A 25,855-nucleotide genomic window follows, 5' to 3' on the forward strand; every position below is an offset into this window, starting at 1 on the left:
TTAATCTTTTATGATTAGGAGGTTTTCTTATTTACTGCGGATATTTTTGATCGCATCTTAAAATTTAAAATTTGCGTACCTTTTGATTTCAAGCGCTGATAAATAAAACCTTATTTAACCACCCAAGCAGAAATCCCAATCGTCTTTAGCGGTTGGGCACTTCACCTTTGGCATTTTCAATTTTTAAAACAAAACCAAAGAAAATAAGAGAGAAAACAAGTAGGGAGAGAAACCCCCCTTTTTTTAGGAGTTTTCTTCTTGTTTATACCCCTTAAGCGCAAAGAAGAGGATATAAAAATAGCACAACAACGGCACGCTATAAGCGTAGAGCAGATTCGATTCGGTTGCTGTGAGCATGTCTGTAACCACGCCTTGAATGGGGGGATTAACGCCCCTCCTACAATCGCCATGCTAATCACCCCAGAAGCCTTAGAAGTGAGATGCCCTAAATTGAGCGTAGCCAAAGAAAAGATTGTAGGGAACATGATAGAGTTGAAAAAGCCCACAAAAGTCAGAGCGAATAAAGCGATCTTGCCTCCAATGAGAATAGCCAAAGCGATAAGCACGATAGAGCTTAAGGCGTTGAAAGCCAGGTATTTATTAGGGGCAATTTTATTCATCAACACACTGCCTAAGAAACGGCCCACCATCGCGCCTCCCCAATAATACACCAAGTAATGCGCGCTTGATTGAGGGTCTAAATTCAAAAGCTTTTCAAAGCTTAGCACCAAGAATGATCCAATCGCCACTTCTCCCCCCACATAAAAAAAGATCCCTAAAGCCCCAAAAACAAAGTGTTTGTGCGAAAACAGGCTTTTTTGCGTCGTTTCTTTAGGCATTTCTTTTTCCACATCAGGCAATTTCAAAAGATACATGATGAGCGCTAAAAGAAGCGAAAACACCGCCAAGCCCAAATAAGGCATTTGAACGCTTTTAGCGTCCGCTAATTTATCTATCAAACTTGCATTATCGCCCATTTTAGTCGTGCTAAAAATCAACAAGCTCCCAAAAATAGGCCCTAAAGTCGTGCCAAGCGAATTGAACGCCTGGACTAAAACCAGGTTTCTGGCTTCTTTACCTTTAGAAAGCAAGGTTACAAAGGGATTACCAGCGGTTTGTAAGCACACAATCCCGCTCGCTAAAATAAACAACGCTCCTAAAAAAAACCCATAGGAGCCAAAATGCGCCGCCGGATAAAACAACGCACACCCCGTCGCTGTGATCACAAAACCAAGCACCACGCCAAAAGGGTAGCCGATTTTACTGATCACATTCCCAAAGACTCCCCCCATGATAAAATACGCCCCAAAAAAGCAAAATTGAATGAGTGAAGCTTCAAAATAGGTCAAGTCAAAAATGGGCTTTAAATGCGGGATTAAAATGTCGTTTAAAACCGTGATAAAACCCATTAGAAAGAATAGCGCTGTCAAACTCCCCAGCGCCAGAGTGTTAGAAGTTTTTTGCATACCTTCTCCTTTTTTATTGAGTTGATATAATAATAATGATATTACAATTATTTTAAGATAATAATCTGTCTAAATAAAGAAAAAGAGGCATGAAATGAGTAAAAAATGCAAAGCCCCTTAAAAAGAGCTTAACGAAAGATAAATACAGAAACAGAAATGATGCAGAGAATGATGATGCCTGAATTGATGGCTTTGAAGTCTTTTTGAACCAATTTGATGATACTATAAGACAAAAAGCCAAAGGCTAAGCCATCGGCAATGGAGAAGGTTAAGGGCATCATCACCACGGTTAAAAAAGTGGAAACGCTAATGGCCATGTCTTTAAAATTCACCCCCTCTAACACGCTAAACATCAAAACCCCTACTACCACCAGCACCGGATAAATCGCATTGCTAGGAATAGCTTTTAAAAGAGGCAAGCAAAAGAGCGTTAAAACAAAAAATAGTCCGGTAAAAACCGCTGTAAGCCCTGTGCGGCCCCCCTCTTCAACCCCACTCGCGCTTTCTATAAAAGCGGTCGTGGTAGAAACGCCCACCACCGCGCTCCCTAAAGAAGCCACCGCATCCGCTTCCAAAGTCTTTTCCAATTCCTTATTTTTTTCTTCATCATTGAAAAAATCAGTCTTGTGGCCAATCCCTGCAAGCGTGCCTAAAGAATCAAACAAATCGGTTACAAAAAAAGTGATGATGACTGGCACTAACGCTAAAGTGAAGGCCCCGCTCGCATCAAAAAAAATGCCTTTAAAGTCTAATTGAAAGGCGATAGGGCCAATGCTAGCGGGCATGGAAAAAAACTCGCTAGGGTAAGGAGCCAGCTTTAAAACCCAGGCGAGAATGGAAGTGATTAAAACCGCTATAATAAAAGAACCCTTGATTTTAAGCGTGTAGAGCGCGAAAGTCAAAATGATCCCCACAACCCCCAATAACACATGCGGATCTCCAAAATCGCCTAAGGTTACAAGCGTAGCCTTATGGGTAACGACAATATGCATTTCTTTAAGGCCAATAAATGCGATAAAAGCCCCTATCCCCGCGCTCACCGCACGCCTTAAATCGATAGGAATGCTTCGCATGACCCAACTTCTAAATTTAGTGAAAGACAAAATCACAAAAATCGCTCCCGAGAGTGCTACGATGCCTAAAGCGCTCTGCCAAGGGAGTTTTAGCCCCTGAACTAACCCAAAGCTAAAATAAGCTGACAGCCCTAATCCCACGCTCATAGCGATGGGGGTGTTTGCCCACAACCCGTTAAACACACTCGATAAGATAGTGATAATGGCCGTTGCGCTCAAAAGGGCTTCATAAGGCATGTTGGCTTGAGAAAGGATAAGAGCGTTTAAGGGCACGATGTAAATCATGGTGATAAAGGTCGTTAAACCCGCTCTAAACTCGGTGGCGATGTTAGTGTTGTGTTCTTTAAGCTTGAAAAACCCCATGTTAGATAACTCCTTACTATTTGGTATAGATTAATTTAATAAGGGGCTTTAGGGTTATGTTAGCACTATTTTATTTTAAATTGCCTTAAGACGCTTGATTGTGTTGTGTAAATCAAGAGAAGTGAGTAAAAAACCCTTTTTTTAATGGAAACCACAAAAAAGCCCATCTTGTAAGGCAATTTTACTCTTTAATGGTTTTTAAAGAGAGCGTTTTTTTAAATTTGAAAAGATTGTTGTAAAACAAACGCCCCCATAAGAGCGGTTATGGGGATAAATTCTAAAAAGGAGTTTGCCATGGAAAATTAAAAGTGGCGAAAACATTATACCTTGAAATTTCTTTTTTAGAATTTAATCATTGTTTTTTGAAGATTTTTAGCTTTAAAGGTTTTTTAGAAGTTTAACCCCCCCCTTTTTAAAAAAAGAGGGTTTTTAATAGGCAAACACATAATTGAGATACACGCTATAAAGCCTTCTATATTCTAGTTTAGTGTCTAGAAAAGAATAGTAATTCGTGTTAATGGTAGGGATTTTCACGCCCAATTCCATGCCATGTTGAGCCGCATGATGGCTATCTTTTTTCTTAGGCCTAGCGAGATTGGTTCTCAAGCCTAAATTGAATAAAAATTGGAAGTTAGCCGTATTCACTTTAGCGCTATAGACATTGCTGATGGTTTTTAAATTCACAAATTGAGAATTAAGCCATGAAGTCCCTGCCAGTTGGATGCCTCCAAAAAGCCCCACTGAAATCTGGTTATTCTTGCCTAAAAAGTTGGTGTTTTTATCGTTGATGAAATTAAACAATAAATCACTACCCACCCCATAAGTCCACACATCAGAAGCCGAGTTAAAGAAATTGGATTTGATATAGGCGTGGTTGTAATCAAAGAAACCATAATACCTTAACCCCCATCTTTTCTTTTCTCCAAAAAATTGCTTATAGCCCGCTTGCACGCCAAAGCCATTCAAGGCGCCGTTATTCGTGGTTGAAGAAGCGATCATGCCCATATTCCTAAAAGGGTTGTTGCCAAGTTCTTGAATAAGGGTGTTGGCTAGGTTTTGCGCTTGATTGATTTGAGGCGTTTGGTTGTTAAAATCAGCGGCGCTTGTTTTTAATAAAGACTGAGTTTCTTCCACGCCAGCACACCCGTTCCCCCAATTGTTCTTTTGATTTTGCATTGTCATATTCGCGCTGCTTATAGCGCTCGCATCGCATTTCCCTATGTAGTCTTTAAGATGGCCTGAAGAAAGTTTGTCAAAATCGTTCTCCACTTGATTGGCCAGCTTTAAAATTTCTGCTTGAGATTGCGCGTTTTTAAGCATTTTTTGAGCTAAAGCTGTAAGACTGCTAGGGGTGTTAAGGTTGAAATTATGAGGTTGTGTGATATTTTTTGGTTGGTTGGCGCTGAGTTGTTGGGTTTCTTGAACGATTTTTTGCGCATTATTAATCATGTCTGAAGCGGCACTAAACTCCGCACCAAAAGTCGTGCATGAATCTTTGCCACCACCGGTTGTTTGCCATGAAGGGGTGTTTGTAGTAGCTTGGCCACTACTTCCACTACTAGATTTCGCTATCAACATGGGGCAATAATCTTTAAGGGTATTGACAATCGTTTGCGCTTGAGTCAAAAGATTTTGCGCATCGTTAGTCGTATCAATAACAGAAGTTGTCGTTTTAGTTTGATTATCTTGTTGATACTTTGATGTGGTTACATGCGCTTCTAATTTTTCCCCTTTGCTATTTAAAGGAGCAAGCCCAGCTTGTTTTAAAGCTTTTGAAAGAATCTGATAAGCTTCATGGATTTTTTCATATTGCTCAATAGATAGAGAAACATTTTTGTCTGCTTTTAATGTATTTGTGCCACTAAAACTATGAGTGCCATCACTATTTGTGCTCCCACCGCAATTGATTGTAGTGCCGTTGCCATTCTCATCGGTGTAGTGGAAATTTTTTTGATTGTTTTCGCCTGGACTTTTGGTATAACCTCCGCATATGACCGCATAACCCATGCTATTCCATAGCCCTAACACCGATCTCAACGCCAAAAGCGTAGCTTGATAGGCAGGGGAATTGGTTGTCCCACCGGCTAAAGTTTTTGCGCGTTCGTTCAAATTATTAACCGCTTGGTTGATCGCTTGCGCGCTTGTCTTTGAGCCTGAGCCATCATTGTTGGTTAAAAGTCTGCTTAATTTTTCATAAGAGTCTGAAAGCTTTTGCACCTTGTCGGCGTTTTTCACCTTTTGAACCGCTTCACCGATTTGATAACCCACGCTTAAAAAAACGCCGTTATCTTCAGCATGCAAGAGTGACGCCGCAAGAGTTAGAGAAAGCAGAATCGTTTTTTTCGTTTTTTTCATAAGATGTTCCTTAAAGTAATGTTTTATTGTAAAAATGTATCAAAATGAGAATTTATTTACAATGCGTTTAATTATAGCATAAATTTATTGGATTTCAAAAAAAGTTTTAGGGTGTTTTGATGCACTCAATCAAGCTTGTAAGAGTGTTTTTAATTTAATTGGGATTTGGTTTTAGAAAGATTGTTGTAAAATAAACGCCCCCATAAGTGCAATTATGGGGATAATTTTTAATGGGAGTTTGCCATGAAAACAGAAAATGGTAAAAACTCTTGGAAAACATTATACCTTGAAATTTCGTTTTTGGGGTGTAAAGTTGTTGTTTTATTGAAGCGATAGTTTTGTCAAACGAAGTTTCTGTAAAACGATAGCTTTAGTTTTTCCAAAGTTCCCTTAAGGCTTTTAGCTTTAAGGGTTTTCCTTAAAAGTTTATCCTTAACTTATGGGGTTATAAAAACTCTTTTAAATTAGCTCTAATATTCTTTTTAGCGTTCTTTATTTGGGGTAAGGTTTTGCTTTTTTAATTTAGATTGGGGCTTTAAGAAAGATTGTTGTAAAATAAACGCCCCCATAAGTGCAATTATGGGGATAATTTTTAATGGGAGTTTGCCATGAAAACAGAAAATGGTAAAAACTCTTGGAAAACATTATACCTTGAAATTTCGTTTTTGGGGTGTAAAGTTGTTGTTTTATTGAAGCGATAGTTTTGTCAAACGAAGTTTCTGTAAAACGATAGCTTTAGTTTTTCCAAAGTTCCCTTAAGGCTTTTAGCTTTAAGGGTTTTCCTTAAAAGTTTATCCTTAACTTATGGGGGCAACAAAAAAGGCTAACTCATCATCTCTAAAGCTAGAGTGATCATGTTATCAAAGCTCTCTATTCTTTCTTTAGGGCTTAAGGCTTCTTTAGTGATTAAGTGATCCGAAACCGAGCACAAGCATAAAGCCTTAGCGTTTAGTTCCATCGCCGTGGCGTATAACCCTGCCGCTTCCATTTCAATAGCCAAGTGGTTGTATTGGGCCATTAAATCAAAGGCATGCGTTTCAAAAGAATAGAAAAAATCGCTTGAAAAAATATTGCCCACTTTCAAATCAATACCCAAACGCTTTGCTGTTTGATACGCTCTTAAACTCAATTCAAAATCAGGCGTTGCGCTCAAATCGTGGTTTAAAAAACGCACCCGATTGGTTTTAGAATCCGTTGAAGCTCCAGTCGCCATGATAATGTCTTTCAGGCCAACTTTTGGGCTAATCGCCCCGCAAGTGCCAATCCTTAAAAGCTCTTTAACCTGATAGGTTTTAATGAGCTCCGTTACATAAATCGTGCATGACGCAATGCCCATGCCATGCCCCATTAAAGAAATCCCCTTACCCTTATACTTCCCGCTAAAGCCTAGCATGTTGCGCACATTCGTGATCTCTTTAGCGTCTTGTAAAAAATTTTTCGCAATGTAGCTCACCCTTAAGGGATCGCCGCATAAAAGGCATTGAGGATAAAAATCGCCGATTTTAGCGTTGATGTGAGGGGTCATGGTTGTCCTTTAAAGTTTAATAAGTTTTTGCCATAATCTAAGGGGCTTAATCCCAAAAAATAAGCGATACTTTGCCCAATATCCGCAAACGACTCGCTCTTGCCTAAAAAGGCTGGTTGTAAATCTTTGTGATAGAACAAAACAGGAATATATTCTCGTGTGTGATCGGTGCCTTTAAAGCTGGGATCACACCCATGATCGGCGCAAAGAATGAGCAAATCGTTTTCCCTTAAATTGTCTAAAACCTCTTTTAAGCGCAAATCAAAATACTCTAAAGCGTTAGCGTACCCGCTAACATCGCGCCGATGCCCATAATCGCTATCAAAATGCACAAAATTCGTAAAAATCAAGCTGTTGTTTGGGGCGTTTTTGACTTGATCTAAAGTCACATCGCATAATTCCATTAAGCTACCGGCTTTGAATTTTTGAGTGATCCCCACATGGGCGTAAATATCAGCGATTTTCCCAATGCTAATGACTTCGCCTTGCTTTTCTTCAATGAATGTTTCAAAAAGCAATTTTTTATGGGGCTTTATCGCATAGTCTTTACGATTAGCGGTGCGCTTGAAATTCTCTCTATTGGTGCCAATAAAAGGCCTTGCGATCACTCTGGCGATCTTTAAAGGCTCTAGAATTTTAAACGCTTCTTCACAAAGAGCGTATAAATGATCAAGCCCAAACTTTTCTTCATGTGTAGCGATTTGAAACACCGAATCCGCTGAAGTGTAAAAAATGGGATATAAAGTTTCTAAATGCTTTTCACCTAAATCTTTAATGATTTCTGTCCCGGATGCGTGGCAATTCCCTAAATAGCCCTTAATCTTAGTTTTGTGCATGATTTCATCTAAAATTTCTTTAGGAAACGAATGGGTTTTGTCTTTAAAATACCCCCATTCAAAAAGAACGGGCACGCCCATCATCTCCCAATGCCCAGAAATCGTATCCTTAGCGCTAGAGAGTTCTTTAGCGTAAGCGTAAGCCCCTATTAAATTGGGTTGTGGTTGGAAACCCAAAGGCAATTCATTTGCGGCTTCTAAAGCGCTCAAACCTAAACCCAAACTCTCTAAATTGGGCAGTTTCAAAGCCCCACTGCGATCGTTAGAATTAGCCAGGTTATTGAAACAAGCCTTAGCGATATTGCCTAAAGTGTTCGCCCCCAAATCGCCAAAATCTTTAGCGTCTTCACTAGCCCCTATACCAAAAGAATCCAATAATAAGATTACCACTCTTTTTTGCATGTTTTGTCCTTTTAATGAGCGTTTAGCCCTATGAATAACCCAGCGATAGTCGCGCTCATGAAATTAGAAAGCGTGCCTACAAGCACCGCTTTTAAAGCAAGCCTGGCAATGAAATCTTTCTTTTTAGGCACTAAACTGCCAAGCCCCCCAATGAGCATGGCGACTGAGCTTAAGTTAGCGAATCCGCACAACGCAAAGGTGATGATCGCTTTGGTTTTCTCGCTCAAGATTAAAGGAGGGTTATCGCCCAAATAAGGCAATAATTGCATATAGCCCACAAATTCATTGAGCGCGATTTTAATGCCTATGATTTCCCCGGCAATCCCGGCTTGGCTCCAAGGAATGCCTAACATAAAGGCCAAAGGTTTTAAAAGCGTGCCTAAAACCACCCCTAAAGACAAATGCTCCATGCCTAAAAATCCCCCTACAACCCCTAAAAGCCCATTAATGAGCGCGAGCATCCCCACAAAGGCTAAAAGCATCGCCCCCACATGCAAGGCTAAATGAAGCCCTGTGCTTGCCCCATTAGCGATAGCTTCTATAATATTGACATGCTCTTCTGCAGAAACATCTGCATGGCTAGAAATGGTTTCGTTTTGCGGGTAAATGATTTTAGCGAACAACAACCCCCCAGGAGCGGACATAAACGATGCGGCGATTAAATAAGGTAAAGGAATTCCCATGCTCGCATACCCGGCTAACACAGGCCCCGCAACGCTAGCCATGCCCACGCACATGACCGCAAAAATCTCTGAATCGCTCATGCTTTTCAAATAAGGTTTAATGACTAAGGGCGCTTCGGTGTGCGCTACAAAATATTAGCCGCTGCGCTCATGCTTTCTGCTTTAGAAGTGCCTAAGCATTTTTGCAACGCCCCACCGATGAGGTTGATCACTAAAGGCATGATTTTTAAATAATATAGAAGTGAAATCAAACTAGCAAAAAAGATAATGATCGCTAAAACGTTGATCGCAAAGATAAAGCCTCCTATCCCTTGATCGCCCTTAGCGTTTGGAGCGAGATTGCCAAATAAAAAGCGTACCCCCTCATAGCCGTAACCAATCACGCTTTGTATGCCGCTAGCTAAACCCTGCAGTATTTCTCTGCCCAAAGGCACATATAAAGCCAACGCCCCTAAAGCCACTTGAATCACAAAGGCGCTGACAATCGTGCGATAATTTATAGCCCTTTTATTGCCAGAAAACACCCAAGCAATAAGAAAAAGCACCGCCATCCCTACAACACTTAAAAGAGAGCTAAAAATCATCGTCAAATCCCTAATGTTAAGAAATTAAAAGATGCAACGCTATTGTAGTTTAGGTTTGCTAAAAAAAAGATTAAACGGATATTAAATGAAGATTAAATCAAATCATGGTGTCAAGAGGGGGACTTGAACCCCCGACCTCCGGCTTATGAGACCAGCGCTCTAAACCAGCTGAGCTACCTTGACAAAAAATAAAAGAATAAGATTATACAAAAAATTTTCTTAAAAATCCATTAAAATTAAACTTTTATTATCAATCCTACTTCCCTAAATTAATGATAAAAATTAGAGATTTTCTTGTAAAATAACCCGCATGTTTAAGAAGATTTTTCCATTAGCGTTAGTGTCGTCGTTGCGGTTTTTGGGGCTTTTTATTGTTTTGCCGGTCATTAGTTTGTATGCGGATAGTTTCCATTCAAGCAGTCCCTTGCTTATAGGTTTAGCGGTGGGTGGGGCGTATCTCACACAAATCATTTTTCAAACCCCCATGGGCATTCTTAGCGATAAGATAGGCCGTAAAGTGGTGGTTATGGTGTGCTTATTATTGTTTTTAGCTGGCTCGTTAGTGTGCTTTATGGCGAATGATATTATTACGCTCGTTATCGGGCGCTTCATTCAAGGCATGGGGGCTTTAGGGGGGGTCGTTAGCGCGATGGTGGCGGATGAAGTGAAAGAAGAAGAGCGCACCAAAGCCATGGCTATCATGGGAGCGTTTATTTTCATTAGCTTCACTATAAGCATGGCCATAGGCCCTGGGGTTGTGGCGTTTTTGGGGGGGGCAAAATGGCTCTTTTTACTCACGGCGATCTTAACCTTATTGAGTTTGTTGATGCTTTTAAAAGTCAAAGACGCCCCTAAAATTTCTTACCAGATCAAAAACATAAAAGCTTATCAACCCAACTCTAAAGCCTTGTATCTTTTGTATCTAAGCTCTTTTTTTGAAAAAGCGTTCATGACGCTTATTTTTGTGCTGATCCCTTTAGCCTTAGTGAATGAATTCCATAAAGATGAAAGTTTTTTGATCTTGGTGTATGTGCCTGGAGCCTTATTAGGGGTTTTAAGCATGGGAATAGCGAGCGTTATGGCTGAAAAATACAATAAGCCTAAGGGGGTGATGCTTTCTGGCGTATTATTGTTTATTGTGAGTTATATGTGCTTGTTTTTAGCCGACTCTAGCTTTTTAGGGAAATATTTATGGCTTTTTATTGTTGGGGTGGCGTTTTTCTTTATTGGCTTTGCCACCTTAGAGCCTATCATGCAATCTTTAGCGTCTAAGTTCGCCAGAGCAAACAAAAAAGGCAAGGTTTTAGGGCAATTCACTACTTTTGGCTATTTAGGGAGCTTTGTTGGGGGCGTGAGCGGGGGGTTAAGCTATCATCATTTAGGCGTTTCTAACACAAGCTTAATCGTTGTAGCTTTAGGGCTTATTTGGGGCTTATCGCTCTTTTTACTCCATAACCCTTCCAAGCAAAAAAATGTCTATTTCCCCTTAGACGCTTATAATGAGGAACAATTTGAAACTTTAGGGGACAAAATCATTGAATGGTATGTCAATATTAGCGAAGAAATCATTATTGTGAAATATAATTCTGATCACATTAGCGAAGAAGAAATCATTCACTTAGTGCAAAACTTTAGAAAATAAACATAATCAAGGATCAAAAATGGCCTATGAAATTTCCAAAAAAGTCTTACACATTGTAGGCAAGACAAACGCCACTTACAAACTCATAGAAGAAGGCGATAAAATCTTGTTAGGATTGAGTGGGGGCAAGGATTCTATCATGCTCGCTTGCATCTTAGCCAGGATGCAAAAACATGCCCCTTTCAAATTTGATTTTAAAGCGGTTACCGTGCATTATGGTTTGGGCGAAGATTTGAAATGGTTGAGCGATTTGTGCCAAGAACAAGGCATTGAGCATGAGATCATTTACACCCAAATCGCTGCCACGATCAACGAAAAACGCCGTGAAAAAAGCTCGTTTTGTTCGTTTTGCTCTCGTTTGAGGAGGGGGACTTTGTATTCTAAAGCCTTAGAAGAAGGCTATAATAAAGTCGCTATCGCACACCATTTAGACGATGCGGTGGAGAGCTTTTTTATGAATTTCACTTATAACGGGAGTTTAAGGAGCATGCCCCCCATTTATAGGGCTGAAAACGGCTTGTTGGTAATCCGCCCTTTGATTAAGGTTCGAGAAGCCAGCAGCATCCATTTTGTCACTTCTCAAAATATCCCGGTTGCCCCTGATTGCAATTGCCCGGCCAAACAGCCCACCTCTGATAAGCCTCCTATCGCGCGATTAGCCACTAAAAATTTCTTAAAAGAAATGCAAAACTTGCACCCTCGTTTCTTTGATAGCTTAGAAAACGCGTTTAATAACGTTCAGGCGAACAGCTTTAGCGACGCTAGATATTTAGACGCTTAAGCTTTCATTTAAGCTTTTTTGTTGAGTATTTTGATCGCAATCGTGAATAATACCCCTTCAAAAATAGCCGCCATGAGCAATGCGTAGTAGGTGTTTTGTGAGATCGCTTGCGCTTTTAAGCCAACTGCTGCGGTGGTTACTAAAAAAGTTAAAGGCATAGAAGCCCCTAAAGCGAATGAAAATAAATGCTTAGCCTCTTTAAAGTATTTGCGCCACAATAAGGTTGAAGTGATCAAGTGCAAACTCAACATCGCTATGACAATCAATATCCCTTGGAGAATCAAATGCGGGTTTAAAAACACTAATTTTAAGTCTAAAGTAGAGCCTACATGGATGAAAAACAAAGGCACAAAAAACCCAAACCCCACATCATTGAGCTTGTGGATCAGCTCTGATTTATGAGGGAAGAAAGTAGAAACGACTAACCCCGCCAAAAACGCCCCTAAAACCATTTCTATTTTGAGCCACACCACGATCGCAACCAAGGAAAAAAAGAGCATGAGCGAAAAACGCACATCTTGGTTAAACTGACTGCTTTTAGGCATCACAAAAAGCTTTAAATGCGGGAACCACCAAAACAAAGTCTTAAAGATTTGAAACGCCACGATGATTAAAATTAAAAAAACAATGAGAATGCCTAAATCTTTAATCAAATCCATGCCCAAACCATGCGAATACACCCCATCCACGACCACCAAACCAAAAATGCTTAACAATTCCCCAATAACGCCCACTTTCAAAACCAAATCAAGCCACAAAATCTCTTTACGATAATCTTTGACTAAAGTCATGATCATGCCCAAACTGATAATAGGGAAAATCACCATAAAAATAGGCTCTAAATTAAGGCTAAAAGTAAGGATGAATGAAAGCGTGTATAAAATCAACAGATAAGCAAAAATGCGTTTTAAAAGAGAAACCCCTAATTTTTTAAACAAATAAATCTCCACTTCCAAACCGCATAAAAACATTAAAAACAAAAAGCCAATTTCAGACATGATTTCAAAGCCTTTAGTTGGCTCAATAAAACCCACATACGCCCCAACAGATCCAAACAAAATCTCCACGACCGTGATGGGCAAACGAGAGATTCTAGACATATAGGGAGCCATCACAATTAAAAGCATGATGAGTGCGAAAGTGAAAAATTCTGCATGCATGTCTTAATTTTACCTTATTTATTGGTTAAGTTTTCAAAGCGATAGGGTTTTTCTCTTTATAAGTGGTGAAAACCCCTTTTTTGATTTCGTAATAAGTTACCCCTAACGCTACTAAAAACGCTAAAAATTGCGCGATAGGGTAAGTTACCCAAATGCCATTAATCCCATAGAAATAGCTTAAAATCGGCAATAGGACAATAATAAACCCTAGCGTGTGCGAAAGGGTGATGATAAACGAACTTTTAGTGCGTTGGATGGATTGGAAAAACACCGCGCACAACAAAGTCATGCCTAAGAAAATATAGCCCACATAATAAATATTCATCGCTCTTTTAGTCTCTTGCATAAAAAGGGGGTCTTGTTCGCTTGGCTGCAAATAAAGCTTGATTAAAAATTCATCTAAGAAATAATAAGCACCATAGAAAACAATCCCTATACAAAACGCTGCTTTCAAACCAAAGACAAACACGGCTCGCACGCGCTCTAAATTTCTAGCCCCATAGCTAAAGCTCGCGATCGGTTGGATGCCTTGAGAGATCGCAAACAAAGTCGTAAAAAAGATAATCGCATTATACATAACGATCCCATACATGCTCACAGACCTTTCCCCTGCCGTGTGCATGATAGCGGTATTAAACAATAAAATCATAATAGAAGCGCTAAATTCCGCCGTGCTTTGAGGCACACCGCTTTTAGCTGAAGAAATGACCGAAGACAAAGAAAATCGTTTGATGAAATACAACTGCCCTTTTTTGCGCCAAAAATGCTGCATTAAGACTAAAACCCCTATCGCATGCCCTATCACGGTGGCTATCGCGCTGCCTTGAACCCCCACTTCCAACACAAAAATAAACCAATAATTGAAAAAGATATTCGCTAACGAGCCAATCAGCATCGCCACCATCGCTAAAACGGGCCGTTTGTCATTCACCACAAAGACATCCGCTAAAGGGTGCAAAACCATAAAAACAGAGCCCATTAAAATGATTTCAATATAGCGTTTAGACATGCTCAATAAAGCGTCATTACTCCCAAAAAAACGCGCGATAGTTTCGCTAAAAGGCAATAACGCCATGCTCAAAATAAAGGCACTTATAGCGACAAAATAAAACACGCTGCTAAACACAAGCCTAGCCCTATGGGTTTTATTTTGACCTAAAAAATACCCCACAATGCTCGCTGCCCCAAAACCAAAAAGCAATTCATACGCAATGAGTCCTGGAAAAATAGGCCATGCGATATTGACCGCAGCGATAGCTTCTTTACCCAGTTTTTTGCCAACAAACATGCCATCTACCATAGAGTAAGTAGAAAGTGAGATCATAGAAAAAACTAAAGGGATGAAGTAATAAAAAAAGAGCTTCCTAATAGAATCTTTATGCAAATCAATCTTTTTTTTTAGCATTTAAACCCCACACCGCTTAAAATTGATGACAAATTTTTCTATTTTAACATAAAAAGAGAGACAATCTACCCGTTTGCGCGGTTGGATTCAAGCAGCACCATTAAAGTTTAAAAAATGGTTTTTAGCGCAAAAGGGATTTCCTTTATTGGGCTAATCCTTATTAACGCCCCTTATGTTTTTTTAAACTTTATCGTAATGAATCTAAGCCAAAATAGTGCCAACAACCCCAAAGCCCCACCCACAAAGCCAATACACCCTAGCCCTAGTTGGTGGATCACAATACTGCCAAACAGCGCTCCTGATCCAATCCCCACATTATAGCTCCCCGAAAAAATCGCGCTTGCGACATCCGTGGCATCTGGGGCGAGCTGTAACACCCTCATTTGCAACGCAATGGTGAGTGAAGTGATCCCAATCCCCCATAAGAAAATTTGTAAGAAAACCACCCACTCTAAGTTTTTAAACACAAAAAGCAAGAGTTGCGGGCAAATGACTAAAACCATTGCAAAAGCGATAAATTTTCTTGAGTTTTTCGCATACAAACGGCCGAATAAAAAACTCCCCGCCACGCCTGCTAACCCAAACACAAACAGCATTAGCGTCGTAATGTCAGGAGAAAATTGGCTGATCTGAATGATAAAAGGCTCAATATAGCTATAAGTGGTGAAATGCCCAGAGATAACCATGATTACAAGCAAATAAATCCCCACTAAAAGCGGGCGTTTCATTAATATAGGGACACTTGCGAGCGTGCCGGCGTTTCTACTCGGCAAAGGCGGGAGCAATTTCCACATGAGCAACGCTATAAGAGTCGCAACGCCCCCAATCACGCCAAAAGTGGAGCGCCAATCCAAGATTTGCCCAATGATCCTCCCAAGCGGTAACCCCAAAATCATCGCTAACGAACTCCCTAGCGCTAATAGGCCTAAAGCTTGTTGTTTTTTATTTCTTGGCGCGACACGAATGACTAAAGAAGCCGTGATGGACCAAAAAATAGAGTGGGCAAAAGCGATACCCATACGAGAAATGAGAAGCACCCAAAAATTCCACGCTAGCGCTGAAAGAATATGACTAGCAATAAAAAGGGCGAAAAGAAAAAGCAATAAGCGTTTCCTTTCAATTTTAGCGCTAAGCAGCATCAAGGGCAATGAGCCAAGAGACACCACCCATGCATAAGCAGTGATCATAAGCCCCACTGTCGCGCTCTCCATTTCAAAACTTTTCGCAATATCTGATAACAATGCGACAGGGACAAACTCCGTGGTGTTAAAAATAAACGCCGAAAGCGAAAACACAAAAACCCGCATTAAAGCGAATCTTTGATACGATTGTTTGGTTATCATCATTTAAATCTTAAGGGGTTAAATTTTATTCAATTTGAAAACCTAGAGTATAAAACAAAAATTTTAACCGCTTGTAAATTAGGGGCTAATTGAAACAAATATTCTTGCTCCATAGGCGCATTAATTTAATAAAGTTGTTACTATATAAAACAGAATTTAAAATCATTTTCAACTTTTAACCAATCTATTTTTGGTAACTGCGGTCATTGTTGATTAAGCGCTAAAATTAAGTCGTTGCCTTTTTAATAATTTTAGAATTTTAGAATAAAGGATAATTAAAATGAAAAAAACTTTTTTGATCGCTTTAGCGTTAGCGGCTTCTCTTATAGGCGCTGAAAACACCAAATGGGATTATAAGAATAAAGAAAACGGCCCGCACCGCTGGGACAAATTGCACAAAGATTTTGAAGTCTGTAAAAGCGGTAAAAGCCAATCGCCCATTAATATTGAGCATTACTACCACACGCAAGATAAAACCGATTTGCAATTCAAATACGCCGCTTCTAAACCTAAAGCGGTCTTTTTCACTCATCATACTTTAAAAGCTTCGTTTGAGCCGACTAACCACATCAATTATAGAGGGCATGACTATGTGCTGGATAATGTGCATTTCCACGCCCCTATGGAGTTTTTAATCAATAATAAAACCAGGCCTTTGAGCGCGCATTTCGTGCATAAAGACGCTAAAGGGCGTTTGTTAGTGTTAGCGATTGGTTTTGAAGAAGGGAAAGAAAACCCCAACCTTGATCCTATTTTAGAAGGCATTCAAAAGAAACAGAATTTTAAAGAAGTGGCTTTAGACGCTTTCTTGCCTAAAAGCATCAATTACTACCATTTTAACGGCTCTCTCACCGCTCCTCCTTGCACAGAAGGGGTGGCATGGTTTGTCATAGAAGAGCCTTTGGAAGTCTCTGCCAAACAATTGGCTGAAATCAAAAAACGCATGAAAAATTCGCCTAACCAACGCCCCGTCCAGCCTGACTACAACACCGTAATCATTAAAAGCTCAGCTGAGACCCGCTAAAATGGAAACTCTCTCTTTTATAAAGAGAGAGGTATAAAAATCATTCTTCATAATAAAACAACGCCAAAAATTGCAACCGCTTGTATTTTGTGAAACGCTCAAACGCTAAAGACGATTGGGATCCCTACTAAGGAGTTTAAAAAAGGCTCTGTTCTAATTGGGTAACATAGAGTTTTTAAAATACCATAAATAAGCTAAAAACGATTTCATGGTGTTTTCTTATGCCTACATCCTTTTACTATAACCATAACCCGCTTTTTCTGCTTTCTTTTCAGTATTAGCAACTGCTTTTATTTCTTTATTAACATCAGCAAATATTTTTTGAAGGAACAAAAGGCTTTGAGAGGTTGAAAGGTGGGCTTGTGGGTTTCTCATTTCAAGCATTTTAGCTTGAGCTTTAGAGCGTATTTTTAGATTTTCTTTTTGCCATTCTTCTGTAGCTTTAAAATCTCTAGGATCTAGTTCTAAATAAGCGATAGAACTTGGCCTGTAAAAATCCACTTGTTTAGCGATAGCTTTTTGTGAATAGGGCAGAGATTCTAATTCTTTTTGCAAATAAGCTATAAGCTCTTGCGCTTTTGATCCTCTTTGAGAGCGGGGTTGTTTAGAGTTTGGGAGGTGTTTTGGCTGGATAGGGGTTTGATTGGTTTTTGTGGGCTTAGGGGTTTTGCATTCAGCTTCTACTTCTATACCAATACCAGCCTTAATTCCTCCTTTTTTAATAAAGAATTGGCCATGATTTTCTTTGCAATTTTGTTCTATGTATTTAATGAAATCTTTCTGTGTATTAATTGTCTTTTGTTTTTCTTGTTCTGTCTTTTGTTTTTCTTGTTCTGTCTTTTGTTGTTCTTGTTCTACTTTTATTTGATTATTGGTTTCTATATTGCTTGTCTTTTGTTTTTCTTGTTCTACTTTTATTTGATTATTGGTTTCTATATTGCTTGTCTTTTGTTTTTCTTGTTCTAACTCTATCTGTTTATCAGTATCACCAGCGCTACAAGCGGCTAATAATAAACTTGTCGCTATTGTGAGTCCTGAATACTTCCACCAATTGATTTGATTTTCTTTTTCAGCTTGTTTGGATTTATCCTGGACTTTATCGTCTAATTCTTTTGCCCTCTTGCATGCAACATGGGTCAATACTACTAATGCCGCATTGCTTTTCTTGGGGTGTTTTTTTACAAGTTCTCTAACTTTCTTTACAATTTTTGTAAAAAACCCACCAATTGATCTGAGCGTATTTGTAATGGCGCTCGCTTGTTTGAAATGAGTCTCTTTATTTGCCTTTGTGTTAGCTGTCTCTGTGTTTTTGCCAACCTTATTTGTTTTTCCTGTTTTTATTGATTCCATTACCAACCTTTCAAAATCTTATTATTGTAGTGTATATAGCCATATTTAATCGCTATTAAACAATTGGTTTGAAAAATTGTGAGGGTCAATCCAATCAGATTTTTCTAATCCATTCCAACAAAACTTGATACAAGTTTTCCTTATACCTTAAACTCACACCCTTTTAAAGGGAATAATAGGCAATAACTCGCTAGTTAAACATTCACTCTCTGCTTGAGTGTAAGCCTTTATATTCCTTTTGACCTACCAAATATTAGCATTTCTCTCAATCAAGCCTTGAGAAATTCAATTACACCCTTGTTTAACATCGCAAGCCTAGTAACTTAAAGCTCTTTTTGAGAGATTGGGCTAGATTGATCCTTATCCTTAATTCAAGCGCATGCGCATTCATCTTTGTTATCTTTGAATAAGCTCAAGCGTTCTTAATGTAATGCATGGCGATTTTGAGCGCGTTGGTGGCTGCCCCCACTCTTAATTGATCCGCCACGCAAAAGCCGTGCAAGGTTTTCTTATCAAACAAATCCTTCCTCAAGCGCCCTATAAAGACACTATCCGTGTGGCTCGCTTTTAGGGGCGTGGGGTAAAGATTATGACTGGGATCATCGCAAACAACCACGCTAGGGGCGTTTTTTAAAACTTCATAGACTTCTTTGAGATCGAATTCTTTTTCAAAAGCGATACTCAAACTCTCGCTATGGCTCCTCAATACCGGCACGCGCACGCAAGTCGCACTGATAGGGAAATCCACGCCCATGATTTTATGGGTTTCATGCACCATTTTCAGCTCTTCTTTCGTGTAGCCATTCTCCTTAAAAGTGTCAATATGAGCGATCGCATTGAAAGCGATCGGATAAGCGAAAGCCCCGGCTCGCAAAACCTGGTTTAAATCAATAGCGGGGTCTTTTTCCAAACATTCTAATGCGGTTTTTAGCTCATTTTTCAAACTCTCTATCCCCTTGTTCCCTGCCCCACTCACGGCTTGATAGGTGCTAACAATCACGCTTTTTATCCTAAAATGAAGGTGTAAGGGGTTTAAGATTTGCGTCATTTGAATGGTGGAGCAATTAGGGTTAGCGATGATATTTAAGGGAGCGTTAAAAATTTCTTTAGCGTTGATTTCAGGCACGACTAAAGGCACATCTTTATGCAATCTAAAAAAGCTCGTGTTATCAATCACTAAGGCCGTTTTTGAAGCGCTTGTAGCAAATTCTTCGCTCACGCTCCCCCCAGCGCTAAAAAAGGCGATGTCTATTTTTTCTTTTTCAAAAACCTCATGCGTGGTTTCTAAAATTTCATAGTCTTTATTGAAAGCTCTAATCTTTTTACCAGCGCTCCTAACGCTAGCGAGCGGGACAAATTTTTTAATTGGGAAAGAAGAATTTTCTAAACCTTTAATCAGCTCTTGGCCTACCGCCCCACTAGCCCCAACAATAGCGACATTATAAGTCTTCATCGTTTTCTCCAATGATTTCAAGGGCTTTTAAAAAACTCAAGCAATTCAACTGCATGCCTGAATGCATGTTTTTCAAGCTTAAAGTTTCGCTTTTAAATTCTTCTTCGCCAATGACAGCCACAAACTCATGCCCCTTGTGGTTAGCGTAAGAAAAGGGTTTTTTGATTTTTTGAGCTTCTGGATAGACTTCGCTAAAAATCCCGCTTTGCCTTAAAGACTCCGCCAAGCGGTTGGCGTAAGAAAAATACTCTTCATGCATGCAAGCGATTAAAACTTTGGCTTGGGTGGAACGCTCGTCTAACAATTGCATTTCACTCAAAGCCACAATCAATCTATCAATCCCAATAGAAGCCCCCACTCCTTGTAAATTTTCTTTAGAAAAATTTTTAGTCAAATGATCGTAACGGCCCCCTGAACACACGCTCCCTAAAGACTTCATATCATTAAGCGTGGTTTCATACACAATCCCTGTATAATACCCTAAGCCCCTAGCGATAGAAAAATCAATCTTATACAAGTTTTGAGAAATTTGCAAATCCCCTAGCAACTGGTATAGCCTTTCTAAATCCTGTATGCCCTTTTTCAGATTTTCGTTATAGTCTTTCAAATAAGCAATTTTTTCAAAAAATTCCGCATGGCTTAAATCGTTTTGTTGGATTTGAACCATTTCTAAAAGCTCTTTAATGGTGTTTGGATCCAAATCGCACTCTTTTTTTAATTCTTCTTCAACCCCATTCAAGCCAATTTTTTCTAATTTATCCACAATGCGCAACACTTCATTCACTTGAGCAATGCCAAAATATTCGCATATGCCATTCAAAATTTTTCTGTGGTTGATAGAGACGCAAAAATCTTCTAAATCCAAAGCTTTTAAAGAAGCGATAATCACTTGAATGATCTCAGCATCGCACACCAAACTCTCGCTCCCTATAAAATCAAAATCGCATTGCGTAAATTCCCTGTAACGCCCTTTTTGCGCCCTTTCGCCCCTAAAAACATTGCCTATGGCGTAGCGTTTAAAGGGCATGCCTAGGGTTTGGTGGTGTAAAGAAACAAAGCGGGCTAATGGCACGGTCAAATCAAACCTTAAAGCCACATCCCTATCCCCATGGTCTTTAAAACGATAAATCTCTTTTTGAATATCACTGCTCGCATCAGGCAATAACGTTTGAGCGTATTCCAAATGGGGGGTTTCAATCGGCACAAAACCAAAACTTTGAAACACGACTGAAACTTTAGCGAGCAACTGGGCTTTTTGTATCGCATCTTTAGGCAAGCGGTCTTTAAACCCGCTCAACACTTTAGGGGTAATCATTCCATTTCCTTGTATTTGTATGCTAAAATTTTAGCTTAAAATCTTTAAAAAAGGGCTATTGATGAGCGTAAATGCGCCCAAACGCATGCGTATTTTATTGCGTTTGCCTAATTGGCTAGGCGATGGGGTGATGGCAAGCTCGCTTTTTTACACCCTTAAAAACCACTACCCTAACGCGTATTTTGTCTTAGTGGGCCCAACCATTACGTGCGAACTTTTCAAAAAAGATGAAAAAATAGAAGCCGTTTTCATAGACGACACCAAAAAATCCTTTTTCAGGCTGCTAGCCACTTACAAACTCGCTCAAAAAATAGGGCGTTGCGATATAGCGATCGCTTTAAACAACCATTTTTATTCCGCTTTTTTGCTCTATGCGACAAAAACGCCTGTTCGCATCGGTTTTGCTCAATTTTTCCGTTCTTTGTTTCTCAGCCATGCGGTAACTGCTGCCCCTAAAGAGTATCATCAAGTGGAAAAGTATTGCTTTTTGTTTTCGCAATTTTTAGAAAAAGAATTGGATCAAAAAAGCGTTTTACCCTTAAAATTAGCCTTTAACCTCTCCACTCACACCCCAAACACCCCTAAAAAAATCGGATTTAACCCTAGCGCAAGCTATGGGAGCGCTAAAAGATGGCCGGCTTCTTATTACGCTGAAGTTGCGGCTGCTTTGTTAGAAAAAGGGCATGAAATTTATTTTTTTGGGACTAAAGAAGACACTATCGTTTCTGAAGAGATTTTAAAATCCGTTAAAAGCTTATTGAAAAACCCCTTATTATCCCATAACGCTTACAATTTGTGCGGGAAAACAAGCATTGAAGAATTGATACAACGCATCGCTGTTTTAGATTTATTCATCACTAACGATAGCGGTCCCATGCATGTGGCTGCTAGCACGCAAACCCCCTTAATCGCTCTTTTTGGCCCCACTGATGAAAAAGAGACTCGCCCCTATAAAGCTCAAAAAACGATTGTGTTGAACCACCATTTAAGCTGTGCACCTTGCAAGAAACGAGTTTGCCCTTTAAAGAATGAAAAAAACCATTTGTGCATGAAATCCATCACGCCCCTTGAAGTCCTTCAAGCCGCTCACGCTCTTTTAGAAGAGCCTTAAACGCCTTTCATGCGCTTTTTTAAAAACGCAACCATATTGATAACACTCTGTGTATAAAAGATTTAAAAAGTAGAACTGACAAAGCAGTTTAAAGAAAGCGTTTTGAAAACGCTTTCTTTGGAGACAAAGCTATTAAGCCACTGAGTTTTTAGGTTTTTTGGCGTCTTTTTTATCTTTGTGAGCCACTAATTGAGAGCTTAACTCAGGTTTTTTGGCGTCTTTTTTATCTTTGTGAGCCACTAATTGAGAGCTTAACTCAGGTTTTTTGGCGTCTTTTTTATCTTTGTGAGCCACTAATTGAGAGCTTAACTCAGGTTTTTTGGCGTCTTTTTTATCTTTGTGAGCCACTAATTGAGAGCTTAACTCAGGTTTTTTGGCGTCTTTTTTATCTTTGTGAGCGTATGCAGAACTCACAGCCAAAACTGATAATAAAACACCTGTCAAGATTTGCTTTTTCATACGAAAACTCCTTATGATGATCTTAAAAGCGAGAGAATTATATTTCTCAAAAGTAAATAAATAGAAACCAATAGGATTTTCACTAAAGAAATTTGCAGATTGCGTTTTGTTATATAAAAAACGCCTGGGAGCAATCAGCCATTTTTCTTAAAAAATAAAAACGCTCAAAAGCGTTTTTTAAGATTGAAGACAAAAAAGCTTGTGATTAGTCAAGCGGAATTTCTTAATAATGCGATCTTATGGGTGTTAAGAAGAAAAGTTATTTCAAAATACCCCCTATCCCTTGAAAAAAATGAGTCTTAAATAAAGAAAATAAACTTTACTATAAAGCAAAGTAACCAAAACCCCATTTTTTAAAAAATTAAAAAATTTTAGTTACTCCTGTTTGACAATAGAGCCAAGAATCAATTTTATAGCAAAAAAGGTAATTAAAAGAGGTAAAAAGGGTTAAAGACTCTCAAAAAAAGTCTTTTTAAATCCAAAAGAGAAAAAGTTAAATAGCACCTACAACACCCTCTCACAAGAGAGCGTTATAATCAAATCAGCCTTTGCGCTTTTCTACAATTTCCTTAGCGATATTGCTAGGCACTTCGCCATAATGATCAAACTCCATGGAGTAAGTCCCACGCCCTTGAGTGGCTGATCGTAAATCCGTAGAATAACCAAACATTTCCACCAACGGCACAAAAGCGTTCACGATTTTCAAACCTAATCGGTCGTCCATAGAATTGATTTGCCCTCTTCTTCTATTCAAATCGCCAATCACATCGCCCATGTATTCTTCAGGGACTTCCACTTCCACTTTCATCATAGGCTCTAGTAAAACCGGGTTAGCCGCACGACTCGCTTCTTTAAACGCCATAGAGCCAGCGATTTTAAACGCCATTTCTGAAGAATCCACATCATGGTAGCTCCCATCATAAAGGGTAACTTTAAAATCCACCACCGGATAGCCTGCCAAAACGCCATTTTGCATCGCTTCTTGGATACCCTTATCCACCGCAGGGATATATTCTTTAGGGATCACGCCCCCAGAAATTTCATTCACAAATTCATACCCACTGCCAGGCTCTTTAGGCTCAAGCTTGATAAACACATGCCCGTATTGCCCACGACCACCGCTTTGCTTAGCGTATTTATGCTCTTTGCTCACGCTTGAGCGGATAGTCTCTCTAAAGGCGACTTGCGGCTGACCGATTTCAGCTTCTACTTTAAATTCCCTTTTCAATCTATCCACGATGATTTCTAGGTGCAATTCACCCATACCGCCAATGAGGGTTTGCCCGGTTTCTTCTTGAGTCATCACCCTAAAGCTTGGATCCTCTTCAGCAAGCTTGCCTAACGCTACGCCCATTTTTTCCTGGTCTGCTTTCGTCTTAGGCTCCACAGCGATGTGAATGACCGGCTCAGGAAATTCCATCCTCTCTAAAACCACCGCATTCTTTTCATCGCAAAGCGTGTCCCCAGTCAGCGTATCTTTCAAGCCCACGAACGCGCAAATCTCACCCGCATAAACTTCTTTAATGTCTTCTCTCTTATTAGAGTGCATTTTAAGGAGTCTTCCCACGCGCTCTTTTTTGTCTTTGGTGGAGTTATACACATAGCTACCGGACTCTAGCTTGCCGCGATACACGCGCACAAAAGTGAGTTGGCCCACAAAAGGATCCGTCATGATCTTAAACGCCAAGCCGGCAAACTCGCCATCATCACTAGACTTCACAAAAACTTCTTCTTCGGTTTTTGGATCAATCCCCTTAATATCCACAACCTCTGTGGGCGCTGGCAAGTAGTCAATCACCGCATCTAATAAAGTCTGCACGCCCTTATTTTTAAAAGAAGAACCACAAAGCATGGGGACAAGGCTCATGTTCAAACAACCTGTTTTAATGCCTTTTTTGATCTCTTCAACGCTTAATTCCTCACCGCCCAAATACTTTTCCATTAAGGCTTCATCTTGCTCAGCTACGGCTTCTACAAGCTTTTCTCGGTATTCTTTAGCCTTTTCTAACAAATCGCTAGGGATTTCTTCCACATCGTATTTGGCTCCCATGGTTTCATTATTCCAAACAATCGCCTTCATTTGGACTAAATCAATCACGCCAATGAAAGTGTCTTCAGCCCCAATAGGGATATTAATAGGCACAGGATTAGCTTTCAAGCGTTGCTTGATCTGGTTTTCTACATTATAGAAATTCGCCCCAATCCTATCCATTTTATTGACAAAAACAATCCTAGGTACGCCGTATTTGTTCGCTTGACGCCACACGGTCTCGCTTTGAGGCTGCACGCCCCCCACCGAGCAAAACACCGAAACTGCGCCGTCTAGCACGCGCATGGATCGCTCCACTTCAATAGTGAAATCCACATGCCCTGGAGTGTCAATCAAATTGATTTGGTGATCCTTCCAAAAGCAAGTCGTTGCCGCAGAAGTGATAGTGATCCCTCTTTCTTTTTCTTGCTCCATCCAATCCATTGTCGCCGCGCCGTCATGCACTTCGCCAATCTTATGGCTCACGCCTGTATAGAATAAAATCCTTTCAGAAGTGGTGGTTTTCCCGGCATCAATGTGAGCGGCGATACCGATATTTCTGATCCTGTTTAATGGGGTTTTTCTAGCCATTCTAACTCCAATTACCAGCGATAGTGCGCGAACGCTTTATTCGCTTCTGCCATTTTATGCACATCTTCTTTTTTCTTAAAAGCCGCACCCTTATCGTTAGCCGCATCCATAAGCTCGTTAGCCAATCTATCCACCATCATCCTTTCATTGCGTTTTCTGGTCGCTTCTAAAATCCAACGGATAGATAGCGACTGCTGGCGGCTCGCCCTCACTTCTACCGGCACTTGATAGGTAGCCCCACCCACTCTCCTGCTGTGCACTTCCACTAAAGGACGCACCCTTTCTAGGGCTTTTTCAAACACTTCAATGCCTTTTTCACCGCTTTTTTCTTCAATCTTATTGAAAGCTTTGTAGATGATTTTTTCCGCTACGCTTTTCTTGCCATCGAACATCATTTTATTGATAAACTTCGTTACCACCTTGTTCCCATAAACAGGATCGCCCAAAACCTCCCTAACGGGTGCTTTTCTTCTTCTCATGTTTTTGTTTTCCTCTTATTTTTTCTTGTTGTCGGTTGCTTTCTTGTCGGTCGCTTTAGCTTTTTTAGTCCCATACTTAGAGCGTGAAACCGTTCTTTTATTGACCCCTGCAGTGTCTAAAGCGCCACGAACGATGTGGTATTTCACACCGGGTAAATCCTTAACCCTACCCCCACGCACTAACACAATGGAGTGTTCTTGCAAGTTATGCCCTTCACCAGGGATATAACTGATCACTTCAAATTTACTGGTCAAACGAACTTTGGCGACCTTTCTTAAAGCCGAGTTAGGCTTTTTAGGGGTAGTCGTATAAACCCTAGTACAAACCCCTCTTCTTTGAGGGCATTCCACTAACGCAGGTGATTTGGTTTTTTTAACCACCTTTTTCCTTTCTTTTCTAATCAACTGATTGATAGTAGGCACTAT

The 25,855-nt window shown here is 39.9% G+C and carries 19 protein-coding genes, 1 tRNA gene and 2 pseudogenes; 4 read left to right on the plus strand and 18 right to left on the minus strand.

Translation table 11 applies throughout. The features are described 5' to 3' along the window. Positions 1 to 243 precede the first annotated feature (243 nt). The 8 genes and pseudogenes from D2C72_05060 to D2C72_05095 form a co-directional block, all read right to left on the minus strand. Positions 244 to 1,466 (minus strand): annotated as a pseudogene (locus D2C72_05060) (sugar MFS transporter). A 128-nt stretch (positions 1,467 to 1,594) separates the two neighbouring features. Beyond that, entirely contained in the window at positions 1,595 to 2,902 is a 1,308-nt protein-coding gene (locus tag D2C72_05065) for an NCS2 family permease (GenBank protein QEF43667.1), read from the minus strand. A gap of 429 nt (positions 2,903 to 3,331) precedes the next feature. Next, positions 3,332 to 5,257, minus strand: a complete 1,926-nt coding sequence (locus tag D2C72_05070; GenBank protein QEF43668.1) for an outer membrane protein — start codon at positions 5,255 to 5,257, stop codon at positions 3,332 to 3,334. 154 nt (positions 5,258 to 5,411) lie between these two features. After that, on the minus strand, positions 5,412 to 5,591 hold the full coding sequence (locus tag D2C72_05075; protein QEF43669.1) for a hypothetical protein: 180 nt from the start codon (positions 5,589 to 5,591) through the stop codon (positions 5,412 to 5,414). Between the two features lie 489 nt (positions 5,592 to 6,080). Next, entirely contained in the window at positions 6,081 to 6,782 is a 702-nt protein-coding gene (deoD, locus tag D2C72_05080) for a purine-nucleoside phosphorylase (GenBank protein ID QEF43670.1), read from the minus strand. After that, positions 6,779 to 8,020: a phosphopentomutase gene (locus D2C72_05085; GenBank protein ID QEF43671.1), complete on the minus strand. Its 1,242-nt coding sequence runs from the start codon at positions 8,018 to 8,020 to the stop codon at positions 6,779 to 6,781. Before D2C72_05085 ends, deoD begins: the two co-directional genes overlap by 4 nt. A gap of 11 nt (positions 8,021 to 8,031) precedes the next feature. Further along, positions 8,032 to 9,287 (minus strand): annotated as a pseudogene (locus D2C72_05090) (NupC/NupG family nucleoside CNT transporter). A 105-nt stretch (positions 9,288 to 9,392) separates the two neighbouring features. Beyond that, positions 9,393 to 9,470: transfer RNA gene (locus D2C72_05095), tRNA-Met, on the minus strand. Between the two features lie 127 nt (positions 9,471 to 9,597). Between D2C72_05095 and D2C72_05100 the strand changes: the two genes are divergently transcribed. Next, a complete protein-coding gene (locus D2C72_05100) occupies positions 9,598 to 10,929 on the plus strand; it encodes an MFS transporter (GenBank protein ID QEF43672.1) in 1,332 nt (443 codons plus the stop codon). 19 nt (positions 10,930 to 10,948) lie between these two features. Then, on the plus strand, positions 10,949 to 11,710 hold the full coding sequence (locus D2C72_05105; protein ID QEF43673.1) for a tRNA 2-thiocytidine(32) synthetase TtcA: 762 nt from the start codon (positions 10,949 to 10,951) through the stop codon (positions 11,708 to 11,710). A gap of 8 nt (positions 11,711 to 11,718) precedes the next feature. Here the strand turns inward: D2C72_05105 and D2C72_05110 are convergent, their stop codons facing one another. The 3 genes from D2C72_05110 to D2C72_05120 form a co-directional block, all read right to left on the minus strand. Beyond that, complete coding sequence (locus tag D2C72_05110) at positions 11,719 to 12,870, minus strand: cation:proton antiporter (GenBank protein ID QEF43674.1); 1,152 nt, start codon at positions 12,868 to 12,870, stop codon at positions 11,719 to 11,721. 25 nt (positions 12,871 to 12,895) lie between these two features. Continuing rightward, positions 12,896 to 14,275: an MATE family efflux transporter gene (locus D2C72_05115; GenBank protein QEF43675.1), complete on the minus strand. Its 1,380-nt coding sequence runs from the start codon at positions 14,273 to 14,275 to the stop codon at positions 12,896 to 12,898. A gap of 170 nt (positions 14,276 to 14,445) precedes the next feature. Continuing rightward, positions 14,446 to 15,621 carry a sugar transporter gene (locus tag D2C72_05120; GenBank protein ID QEF43676.1) on the minus strand — a complete coding sequence of 392 codons (1,176 nt, stop codon included), beginning with the start codon at positions 15,619 to 15,621 and terminating at the stop codon, positions 14,446 to 14,448. Between the two features lie 277 nt (positions 15,622 to 15,898). On the opposite strand from D2C72_05120, the gene D2C72_05125 reads away from it, so the two are divergent. After that, on the plus strand, positions 15,899 to 16,642 hold the full coding sequence (locus D2C72_05125) for a carbonic anhydrase (GenBank protein QEF43677.1): 744 nt from the start codon (positions 15,899 to 15,901) through the stop codon (positions 16,640 to 16,642). Between the two features lie 225 nt (positions 16,643 to 16,867). Here the strand turns inward: D2C72_05125 and D2C72_05130 are convergent, their stop codons facing one another. The 3 genes from D2C72_05130 to D2C72_05140 all read right to left on the minus strand — a co-directional run bounded on the left by D2C72_05130 (position 16,868) and on the right by D2C72_05140 (position 20,760). Further along, the gene (locus tag D2C72_05130) at positions 16,868 to 17,992 is read right to left on the minus strand and encodes a DUF874 family protein (GenBank protein ID QEF43678.1); all 1,125 of its coding nucleotides are present in this window, start codon (positions 17,990 to 17,992) and stop codon (positions 16,868 to 16,870) included. A 412-nt stretch (positions 17,993 to 18,404) separates the two neighbouring features. Then, the gene (asd, locus tag D2C72_05135) at positions 18,405 to 19,445 is read right to left on the minus strand and encodes an aspartate-semialdehyde dehydrogenase (protein ID QEF43679.1); all 1,041 of its coding nucleotides are present in this window, start codon (positions 19,443 to 19,445) and stop codon (positions 18,405 to 18,407) included. After that, positions 19,432 to 20,760 (minus strand): histidine--tRNA ligase, encoded by a 1,329-nt coding sequence (locus D2C72_05140; protein QEF43680.1) that lies wholly within the window; start codon positions 20,758 to 20,760, stop codon positions 19,432 to 19,434. The genes asd and D2C72_05140 overlap by 14 nt, the downstream gene beginning before the upstream one ends. A 61-nt stretch (positions 20,761 to 20,821) precedes the next feature. Between D2C72_05140 and waaF the strand changes: the two genes are divergently transcribed. Next, positions 20,822 to 21,871 (plus strand): lipopolysaccharide heptosyltransferase II, encoded by a 1,050-nt coding sequence (gene waaF, locus D2C72_05145; protein ID QEF43681.1) that lies wholly within the window; start codon positions 20,822 to 20,824, stop codon positions 21,869 to 21,871. A 132-nt stretch (positions 21,872 to 22,003) separates the two neighbouring features. On the opposite strand, the gene D2C72_05150 is transcribed toward waaF, so the two are convergent. From D2C72_05150 to D2C72_05165, 4 genes are all read right to left on the minus strand, one after another. Continuing rightward, complete coding sequence (locus tag D2C72_05150; GenBank protein QEF43682.1) at positions 22,004 to 22,330, minus strand: flagellar protein; 327 nt, start codon at positions 22,328 to 22,330, stop codon at positions 22,004 to 22,006. 541 nt (positions 22,331 to 22,871) lie between these two features. Continuing rightward, positions 22,872 to 24,950, minus strand: a complete 2,079-nt coding sequence (fusA, locus tag D2C72_05155; protein ID QEF43683.1) for an elongation factor G — start codon at positions 24,948 to 24,950, stop codon at positions 22,872 to 22,874. A gap of 11 nt (positions 24,951 to 24,961) precedes the next feature. After that, a complete protein-coding gene (locus D2C72_05160) occupies positions 24,962 to 25,429 on the minus strand; it encodes a 30S ribosomal protein S7 (GenBank protein QEF43684.1) in 468 nt (155 codons plus the stop codon). 15 nt (positions 25,430 to 25,444) lie between these two features. After that, complete coding sequence (locus tag D2C72_05165; protein QEF43685.1) at positions 25,445 to 25,852, minus strand: 30S ribosomal protein S12; 408 nt, start codon at positions 25,850 to 25,852, stop codon at positions 25,445 to 25,447. Positions 25,853 to 25,855 lie beyond the last annotated feature (3 nt).

This window comes from Helicobacter pylori, assembly GCA_008032955.1.
Classification (GTDB): domain Bacteria; phylum Campylobacterota; class Campylobacteria; order Campylobacterales; family Helicobacteraceae; genus Helicobacter; species Helicobacter pylori_DC.

Excerpts from the sequence above, each read along its gene's own strand:
- D2C72_05065 (QEF43667.1), bottom strand. The coding sequence starts at position 2,902 with ATGGGGTTTTTCAAGCTTAAAGAACACAACACTAACATCGCCACCGAG.
- D2C72_05115 (QEF43675.1), bottom strand. The coding sequence starts at position 14,275 with ATGCTAAAAAAAAAGATTGATTTGCATAAAGATTCTATTAGGAAGCTC.
- D2C72_05150 (QEF43682.1), bottom strand. The coding sequence starts at position 22,330 with ATGAAAAAGCAAATCTTGACAGGTGTTTTATTATCAGTTTTGGCTGTG.
- D2C72_05120 (QEF43676.1), bottom strand. The coding sequence starts at position 15,621 with ATGATGATAACCAAACAATCGTATCAAAGATTCGCTTTAATGCGGGTT.
- D2C72_05085 (QEF43671.1), bottom strand. The coding sequence starts at position 8,020 with ATGCAAAAAAGAGTGGTAATCTTATTATTGGATTCTTTTGGTATAGGG.
- D2C72_05070 (QEF43668.1), bottom strand. The coding sequence starts at position 5,257 with ATGAAAAAAACGAAAAAAACGATTCTGCTTTCTCTAACTCTTGCGGCG.
- D2C72_05160 (QEF43684.1), bottom strand. The coding sequence starts at position 25,429 with ATGAGAAGAAGAAAAGCACCCGTTAGGGAGGTTTTGGGCGATCCTGTT.
- asd (QEF43679.1), bottom strand. The coding sequence starts at position 19,445 with ATGAAGACTTATAATGTCGCTATTGTTGGGGCTAGTGGGGCGGTAGGC.
- D2C72_05105 (QEF43673.1), top strand. The coding sequence starts at position 10,949 with ATGGCCTATGAAATTTCCAAAAAAGTCTTACACATTGTAGGCAAGACA.
- D2C72_05100 (QEF43672.1), top strand. The coding sequence starts at position 9,598 with ATGTTTAAGAAGATTTTTCCATTAGCGTTAGTGTCGTCGTTGCGGTTT.
- D2C72_05125 (QEF43677.1), top strand. The coding sequence starts at position 15,899 with ATGAAAAAAACTTTTTTGATCGCTTTAGCGTTAGCGGCTTCTCTTATA.
- fusA (QEF43683.1), bottom strand. The coding sequence starts at position 24,950 with ATGGCTAGAAAAACCCCATTAAACAGGATCAGAAATATCGGTATCGCC.
- D2C72_05110 (QEF43674.1), bottom strand. The coding sequence starts at position 12,870 with ATGCATGCAGAATTTTTCACTTTCGCACTCATCATGCTTTTAATTGTG.
- waaF (QEF43681.1), top strand. The coding sequence starts at position 20,822 with ATGAGCGTAAATGCGCCCAAACGCATGCGTATTTTATTGCGTTTGCCT.
- D2C72_05140 (QEF43680.1), bottom strand. The coding sequence starts at position 20,760 with ATGATTACCCCTAAAGTGTTGAGCGGGTTTAAAGACCGCTTGCCTAAA.
- deoD (QEF43670.1), bottom strand. The coding sequence starts at position 6,782 with ATGACCCCTCACATCAACGCTAAAATCGGCGATTTTTATCCTCAATGC.
- D2C72_05130 (QEF43678.1), bottom strand. The coding sequence starts at position 17,992 with ATGGAATCAATAAAAACAGGAAAAACAAATAAGGTTGGCAAAAACACA.